The organism is Pseudanabaena sp. CCNP1317 (assembly GCF_034931345.1).
GTDB classification, from domain to species: domain Bacteria; phylum Cyanobacteriota; class Cyanobacteriia; order Pseudanabaenales; family Pseudanabaenaceae; genus Pseudanabaena; species Pseudanabaena galeata.
This window is the reverse complement of sequence record NZ_JAYGIF010000127.1, coordinates 1-7,132: the sequence shown is the minus strand read 5'-3', so window position 1 is coordinate 7,132 and position 7,132 is coordinate 1. Positions and strand designations below refer to the sequence as shown.

10 protein-coding genes and 2 pseudogenes are annotated in these 7,132 nt (G+C 41.0%); 8 read left to right on the top strand and 4 right to left on the bottom strand.

The window, feature by feature from the left end:
* Positions 1–120 precede the first annotated feature (120 nt).
* A pseudogene (locus VB775_RS22305) lies at positions 121–1,500 on the bottom strand (AAA family ATPase); the annotation flags it as partial.
* 180 nt (positions 1,501–1,680) lie between these two features.
* Here VB775_RS22305 and VB775_RS22300 point away from each other — a divergent pair.
* Together VB775_RS22300 and VB775_RS26615 are read left to right on the top strand one after the other, a co-directional pair.
* Positions 1,681–1,908 carry a hypothetical protein gene (locus VB775_RS22300; RefSeq protein ID WP_281006111.1) on the top strand — a complete coding sequence of 76 codons (228 nt, stop codon included), beginning with the start codon at positions 1,681–1,683 and terminating at the stop codon, positions 1,906–1,908.
* Entirely contained in the window at positions 1,909–2,169 is a 261-nt protein-coding gene (locus VB775_RS26615; RefSeq protein ID WP_281009605.1) for a type II toxin-antitoxin system RelE family toxin, read from the top strand.
* Here the strand turns inward: VB775_RS26615 and VB775_RS26610 are convergent.
* From VB775_RS26610 to VB775_RS22285, 3 genes and pseudogenes are all read right to left on the bottom strand, one after another.
* Positions 2,164–2,352: pseudogene (locus VB775_RS26610) on the bottom strand (ATP-dependent RecD-like DNA helicase); the annotation flags it as partial. The gene VB775_RS26615 and the pseudogene VB775_RS26610 overlap by 6 nt on opposite strands.
* Before the next feature lie 18 nt (positions 2,353–2,370).
* Positions 2,371–2,556, bottom strand: coding sequence for a hypothetical protein (locus tag VB775_RS22290; protein WP_281009604.1), 186 nt, complete (start codon positions 2,554–2,556; stop codon positions 2,371–2,373).
* Positions 2,557–2,690: 134 nt separating this feature from the next.
* Positions 2,691–2,903, bottom strand: a complete 213-nt coding sequence (locus tag VB775_RS22285; RefSeq protein WP_281009603.1) for a hypothetical protein — start codon at positions 2,901–2,903, stop codon at positions 2,691–2,693.
* A 122-nt stretch (positions 2,904–3,025) separates the two neighbouring features.
* Here VB775_RS22285 and VB775_RS22280 point away from each other — a divergent pair, with 122 nt between their 5' ends.
* From VB775_RS22280 to VB775_RS22255, 6 genes are all read left to right on the top strand, one after another.
* Positions 3,026–4,957, top strand: a complete 1,932-nt coding sequence (locus VB775_RS22280; protein WP_342593582.1) for a WG repeat-containing protein — start codon at positions 3,026–3,028, stop codon at positions 4,955–4,957.
* Between the two features lie 96 nt (positions 4,958–5,053).
* Positions 5,054–5,329: a hypothetical protein gene (locus VB775_RS22275; RefSeq protein WP_281009601.1), complete on the top strand. Its 276-nt coding sequence runs from the start codon at positions 5,054–5,056 to the stop codon at positions 5,327–5,329.
* Positions 5,277–5,663, top strand: a complete 387-nt coding sequence (locus tag VB775_RS22270; protein WP_281009600.1) for a type II toxin-antitoxin system RelE/ParE family toxin — start codon at positions 5,277–5,279, stop codon at positions 5,661–5,663. Before VB775_RS22275 ends, VB775_RS22270 begins: the two co-directional genes overlap by 53 nt.
* A 109-nt stretch (positions 5,664–5,772) precedes the next feature.
* Complete coding sequence (locus VB775_RS22265; RefSeq protein ID WP_281009634.1) at positions 5,773–6,195, top strand: hypothetical protein; 423 nt, start codon at positions 5,773–5,775, stop codon at positions 6,193–6,195.
* Positions 6,182–6,532 carry a type II toxin-antitoxin system PemK/MazF family toxin gene (locus VB775_RS22260; protein ID WP_281009599.1) on the top strand — a complete coding sequence of 117 codons (351 nt, stop codon included), beginning with the start codon at positions 6,182–6,184 and terminating at the stop codon, positions 6,530–6,532. Before VB775_RS22265 ends, VB775_RS22260 begins: the two co-directional genes overlap by 14 nt.
* Before the next feature lie 40 nt (positions 6,533–6,572).
* The gene (locus tag VB775_RS22255) at positions 6,573–6,920 is read left to right on the top strand and encodes a XisI protein (RefSeq protein ID WP_281009598.1); all 348 of its coding nucleotides are present in this window, start codon (positions 6,573–6,575) and stop codon (positions 6,918–6,920) included.
* The last annotated feature ends 212 nt before the right edge of the window (positions 6,921–7,132 follow it).

Here is a 7,132-nt window from a genome sequence, read left to right as displayed (position 1 = left end):
GCATAATTTTGAGTTTAAGAGCTTTAGTTTTAACTTCTACTCGTTGGGAGCAATTCTGGGACAATCTCAATCAGTATGGGTTTCCTGCTGCTGTCTAATAATTGTATTGTATTGAGGTCGCACCCGATCGGTATCGCCAACAAGAAGTAGTTGAGCGCCCAAGGGAATCGCCTTCACCAGAGAAAAGGCAAGAAACAGATCCAGCATTGATGCTTCATCAATACCGATCGCTTGAGCCGTTAGAGGATATTCCTGATTGCGTTTAAAGCCCATTGATTTCGGGTCAAACTCTAGAAAACGGTGAATTGTTTTAGCCTCACAGCCTGTGACTTCCTGTAATCGTTGAGCCGCCCGCCCCGTTGGTGAAGCGAGAGAAATCTCCTTCCCCATCGCTTTCCAGAGCGCGACAATCGTGCGGGTGGTGGTAGTTTTCCCTGTCCCCGGTCCACCTGTGAGAATTAACATCGATGAAGTTGCCGCCATCTCCACGGCTTCGCGTTGTTTGGGCGAGAGTTGGATATTTCTTTGGGTGGTGTAGCGATCGATCCAAGCATTGACCCGTTCAGGATCTGGATGATGTTTGTGTTGCAATAGTTGATAAACCCGTTCAGCAAGATTTTGTTCCGTGTGGAAGTAAGTAGGTTTATAGCAGATGAACTCTCCTTCTAATCCCTGCATCACTAAGCGATCATTGATAGAGAGACTTAGAACAATTTTAGAGATAGTTTCAGGATTTGGTTGATAGTCTTCGAGGGCAAGTAGTTTGCTTGCTTTCTCTTCTAGTTCAGGGCGTGGTAAGTAGCAATGACCATCTTCAGCAGCTTCCCCTAAACAGTGGAAGATACCCGCAATGCTGCGAAACTCTGAACTAACTTCAATGCCGATATTCCGAGCGATCTGATCGGCAGTAAAGAAACCAATGCCATAGATATCCGTAGCCAGTTGATAGGGATTTTCGGAAACTGTCTGAATGGAATCATTACCATAGTGCTTGAAAATCTTGACCGCATAGGTGGTGGATACTCCATGTCCTTGCAGAAATACCATCACCTCCTTAATCGCCTTTTGGGTTTCCCAAGCAGTTTTGATCATCTTCACCCGTTTCTTGGCAATACCAGGAACTTCAATGAGACGGTCAATCTCATTTTCAATGATGTCAAGGGTATCTAAGCCAAAATGAGTGACGATGCGTTTAGCGGTGACTGGTCCCACGCCTTTAATCAGACCACTGCCAAGATATTTCTCAATTCCCGTAATTGTGGCGGGTTTAGTTTCACGGTATTGAGTGACTTGGAATTGGTCGCCAAACTTGGGATGCGATCGCCATGTGCCTTCTAGGGCGAGAGTCTGTCCTGCTTGGATATTGGCAAAGTTACCGACTACGGTGATTAGGTCTTGAGCCTTGGGTACTTTTAGCCGCGCCACGGTATAGCCTGTATCTTCGGAGTGAAAGGTGAGGCGTTCGATGATGCCTTGGAGGTAGTCGGTGTTGTCAGGCATAAGCCAAAGGGACGGATAAATGTAGCGATCGCTTTACCATTATTAGCTAAAATGTTGTGATGCTACAATTGATTGGCGATCGCTCAAATTACCCAGCGCAAACGATTATGTTACAGACAATCCAAGGTATAATCATTTTAAATTTGTATTGCAAAATATACTAAGTTAAATTCTAAGTGTATGAATATCAAGCTAGATTTACCTAATCCATTAGATCAAGAGTTGTCTTTGGAAGCTACAAGGCTAAATGTGTCTCTCCCAGATTATATTCTCAAGGTGTTGATGCTGAGACGCGATTGGTTAGAGGAAGTGGAAGATGCTGAAGATCTTGCCGATGCTAGAATTGCTTTACTTGAAGATGGCTTTATCCCTTTGATGGATGTAAAAAGGGAATTAGGAATTAGTTAGATGTCATACGAAGTTGGGTTTAAGCCTTCTGCTTTGCGAGAAGTTCGCAAGTTGGATGAGGTTACACGCAAGGCTATTATTTCGGAAGTTGAGTTGCTTGCGGATAATCCTCGCCCTGATGGTTGCAAAAAGCTAAAGGGAGAAAGTAATTTATATAGAATTCGGGTTTTGAGTAACTATCGTGTTGTCTATGAAATACAGGATCGGCGGTTGATTGTGACAGTTGTTAAGGTTGGTCATCGACGAGATGTGTATCGGTAGCGATCGCCATGTACCTTCTAGGGCTAAAGTCTGTCCTGCTTGGATATTGGCAAAGTTACCGACTACGGTGATTAGGTCTTGAGCCTTGGGTACTTTTAGCCGCGCTACGGTATAGCCTGTCTCTTCGGAGTGAAAGGTGAGGCGTTCGATGATGCCTTGGAGGTAGTCGATGTTGTCAGGCATAAGCCAAATTACATTCTTTTAAGCAATTTCTTGACGTACCATTTCTGCCATGAAATCCCATTGATCGTTGGTGGTGTTTGCAAAGCGGATTTGCCATTCTTGTTCGTCTCGTATCTCATCTAGAAAACGACTAGCGATCGCATCTTGTTGTTCTGGAGGGAGTTGTTCGATTTCAGCGATCGCTTGTTGCAGGAGTGTAGTCATATTTTTCACCGATGATAAATATCGTCATATTATACATCTTCGTAATTTCATGCCAATGAAGACCAGTGAAGCGATCGTTCCTAATCCCAGCACATCACAAATCTCAAAGCACATGACCAGTTGTCTATAGAGAACTATTCGGCAGATTTGCGCCATTCTTGACCGAGGCGATTTGCTTCGTCAAAGGTAGGATCGTTTTCAAAGCTACCTGCGACTTTTAACCACCAAGGTGTTTTTTTCTGAACAAATACAGATAGTATTTGTCGCATTTGCGCGAGTTCTGTTTCTAATGCGGCTACTCTAGTTTCCAGATGTTGAGATTTGTCTTCAAGCTGTTGAGAGAGCATAGAAGTTTTTGGTGAGTTTAGGTTATGCGGCTATTATAGCAAGATGCTTGTAACCAGCCCCATAACGACTATTTCAGTTATAATCATTTTGTCTCTAAATCTCAACAGCATCAGCCGCGATCATGAGTTATTGCCTTAATCCTGTTTGCTCTCAGCCTCAAAATCCAGATGTAACTTTTTGTCAGTCCTGTGGGGCTAAGTTGTTGCTGCGGGAGCGTTATCGGGCGGTGCGTCAAATTGGGCAGGGTGGTTTTGGTAAGACGTTTTTGGCGGTGGATCAAGATTTGCCGAATAAGCCTGCTTGTGTGATTAAGCAGTTTAGTCCGCAGATTCAAGGTGCTAGTGGTTTACAAAAGGCGACTGAGCTTTTTGAGCAGGAGGCGGTGCAGCTAAATATTTTGGGTAAGCATCCGCAGATTCCTGAATTGTTGGCGCATTTGGAACAGGATGGGCGGTTGTATTTGGTGCAGGAATATGTGAAGGGGGGGAATTTGGCGGAGGAGTTGGAGAAAGATGGAGCTTTTAGTGAGGCGAAAATTCGGGAGTTGTTGGTGGGGTTGTTGCCTGTGTTGCAATATATCCATGATAATCAGGTGATTCATCGGGATATTAAGCCAGAGAATATTATTAGACGTAATGATGGAAAGTTGTTTTTGGTTGATTTTGGGATAGTAAAGCTGGTTACTGGCAGTACATTGTTTAAAACTGGTATATCGGTTGTAGGTACGTTGGGATACGCTGCTCCAGAACAACTTAAGGGTAAAACTAATTTTAATAGCGATCTGTATTCTTTAGGAGTGACTTGTTTACATCTTCTTTCAGGTATTGAGCCATCTGATTTGTTTGATGATGGTGAACACAGATGGATATGGCGCGATTATTTGCTAAATCCTATAAGCCAGCCATTGGGAACTCTGCTAGATAAAATGGTGGAAATAGGTATAAATTCCCGCTATCAATCAGCTTCAGAAATTTTGCAAGTACTTAGTGGTAAGCCTAAAAATCGAAGTGTCACAAATAACCAAGTCAAGCCAGTTGTAAAACAGGAAAATTCAGTAATATCTGAAATTATAAGTCAGTCTCTTATTGAACCTATAGAGGTTAAAAGGAAAGATGGTTACCCTAGTGGATACTTTAGTTATCAAGATCAATCGGGTCAGGCTATTACTGAATTGTTATTTGACAAAGCTTTGCCATTTTCAGAAGGCTTGGCGATAGTAAAATTTAAAGGCAAATGGGGAGCTATTGATCAAACAGGAGAATTTGTGATAGCACCAAAACTTACTTGCTCTAGTATTTGGAGTTTTGAAGATGGATTAGCAAAATTTTTTGATGGAAATTACGGACTGATTGACAAGTCTGGAAAGATAATTGTTGAACCTCGGTTTAGTAAGATTTATGAATTCTGCGATGGTTTAGCAAAAGTATCTACTAGAGGATTGTGTGGATTAATTGATAAGTCTGGAAAGATAATTGTTGAACCTCGGTTTAAAGCTATTTATGAATTCTGCGATGATTTAGCTAAAGTATCTATTGACTCAATAAATCGAGTCGAATTATATGGGCTAATTAATAAGTATGGGAAAATAATTGTTGAACCTCAGTTCAATCATATAGATCAATTCTACAACGGTTTAGCAAAGGTGCTAATTATATCAGGTAATCAAAAGAAGTGTGGTTTAATAAATACAGATGGGGAGCTAATTGTTGAACCTTCTTATCAAGAAATAGGTGGTTTTATAAATGGATTAGCAATGGTAGGCAATTCTAGCGGATTTATTGATGAGAAGGGCAACTTCATTTCAAAAGAATTAGTCAATGAAAAGCGACAAGTAATTTTTAATAATCGTTTCGTTAGCTTCAGTGAAGGCTTGGCGGCTTTTGAGTCCAATAAAAAATGGGGTTTTATCGACGGATGCGGGAAAATTATTATTAAACCAAAATTTCTTGAGGTTCAGCCGTTCTCTAAGGGATATACAAAAGTGAAATACAAAAAGTTATGGGGCGATGAAAAATGGCGAACCATTAATAAACAAGGATATTTCGTTGATTAAAGGAAGAAATGGGAATGACAGCACAGCCTATGAATACCAAAACTACAAACATCATCAAACTGCGATCAAATCATCCAGCATCAATCTAAACCAAGTATGAAACGTACACAAGTAAAAGTAAATTTATCTCTTCCTTTTAAAGCTCTCATTGAAATGATGAGTTCCCTAGAACTGCGCGAGAAAATCAAACTGCGAGAACTATTAGATCGAGATATTGCCGTAACTCAACAAAAAACTCAAAACCTCCCTTTACAAGAAACCGCACAAGAACTCGAACCTGCGATAGAAAGTTTTCGGCGTGGTTGGGATGATGTAATGAATGGCAGAACCAAACCAATTTCAGAACTGTGGGATGGGATTGATGTCGATTGATCCATTAGTTGAGCTTAAATTCTCAGAAGAGTTTAAAAATAAACTCCGCAATTTATCGAAAAAATATCGTAACATTCGCGCCGATTTACAACCGATTCTTGACGATCTTCAAGCAGGAAACTTTCAAGGTGATCAAATTGCTAACGTTGGCTACACAGTTTTCAAATTGCGGATTAAGAATCGAGACAACAAAAAAGGTAAAAGTGCGGGTTACAGAGTCATTTACTACGTCAAAACAGCTACATCAGTTTTTCTAGTTACGATTTACTCAAAATCAGAGCAGTCAAATATCCCAGCCGCAGAAATTCGCCGTATTCTGGCTAACTATGAATAAAGCTTAAAACAGCGATTACACCCAACTCGTCTCAAGGTGCGATCACTGAAAACTTAATTTCAACCTTCTGATTGAGAGCGCCAGCAATTTTCTGTAACATTGACAGCGAATGACCATCATAATCAGCATCCTAAAGCCTAGCGATCGCCGATTGTTTAGTACCAACGCGATTATTGGGCTTTGTTTGGGTTTGATGAGAGGCGATCGCTTTGTAGATTTAGTGATCGGCGGTATAAAATATAACTACGATAAGAGGATGATCATCATGGCGATCGCAACACCAAACGCACTAACAGATAACCGTATCCGCTACGTCACCAACATTGAAGGCAAAACAATCGATGTAATTGTCCCCGTTGAACTTTGGCAACAAATCATTAATTCCATCAACATTGATAGCAACCTATCTCAACAAGAAGATAATCTGGAATCCTTCTCTTTACAGAATTTAGAACAGTGTTATGGAGAAGATGAACCTGAGTACCCATTAGAGCTAATCAAGGAACACAACAACAATTATGCAAGAAAGTAAAATTATTCTCACCCCTATTCCACAATCCAATGGAGCTATTAAAAATCGTCCTGCATTAATTCTCAGGAAAATGCCAAAATATCAAGACCTTTTAGTTTGTGGAGTAAGCACCCAACTAAAACAATATATCCCTAATTTTGACGAAATCATTTCTCCTAATGATGCTGACTTTGAATTAAGCGGCTTAACTAGTCCTTCCGTTATCCGACTAAGCTTTCTAACCGTCATCCCTAATAAAAACGTAATTGGAGCGATCGGCAATATTTCCATAGAGAGGTATCACCGCCTTATCGTAAACCTAGCCCACTATTTGACCCAAAATGAACACAACTTATAAGCAACTGTAACGCCCTCATCAAAGAAGGTTGGATAATTCAATGGCAACCACAGATAACACCCTAGACTCATGGCGCAAAACCCTAGAAACTTTGCTCCAATACTATGCCGATCTTCCCTATCGCTATGGAGATGTGAGCGCTTACGTTGTTGTTAGCCGCGATCGCAACCACTTTATGCTGATGCGCGAAGCATGGGAAAACAGTCGGCGAGTACATGGATGCGTTGTTCATGCCGAAATTCGTAACGACAAAATCTGGATTCATTATGATGGTATCAAAGATGGCATCACTGATGAACTGGTTGCCGCAGGAGTTCCCAAAGATCATATTGTCCTAGCTTTTCATCCGCCTCAAGTGAGAGAGCATACTGGATATGCTTTGGCATAAGCTCTGAGATGATCGCATCATAAAACGGCGATTTATATGGTGTAATATATAGCTAGTAAACGCTTGAGATCTCTTAGGAGGTGTAAAAGGGGTAGCTACAGGATACGTGTAAAAACCTGCAAGATAGCCTTCAAATATAGACCAGTCATACATTTGAGCTATACCGAATCAAGAGGGATTAAAATAGCACCTTCCAAGGGAAATGGAATAGA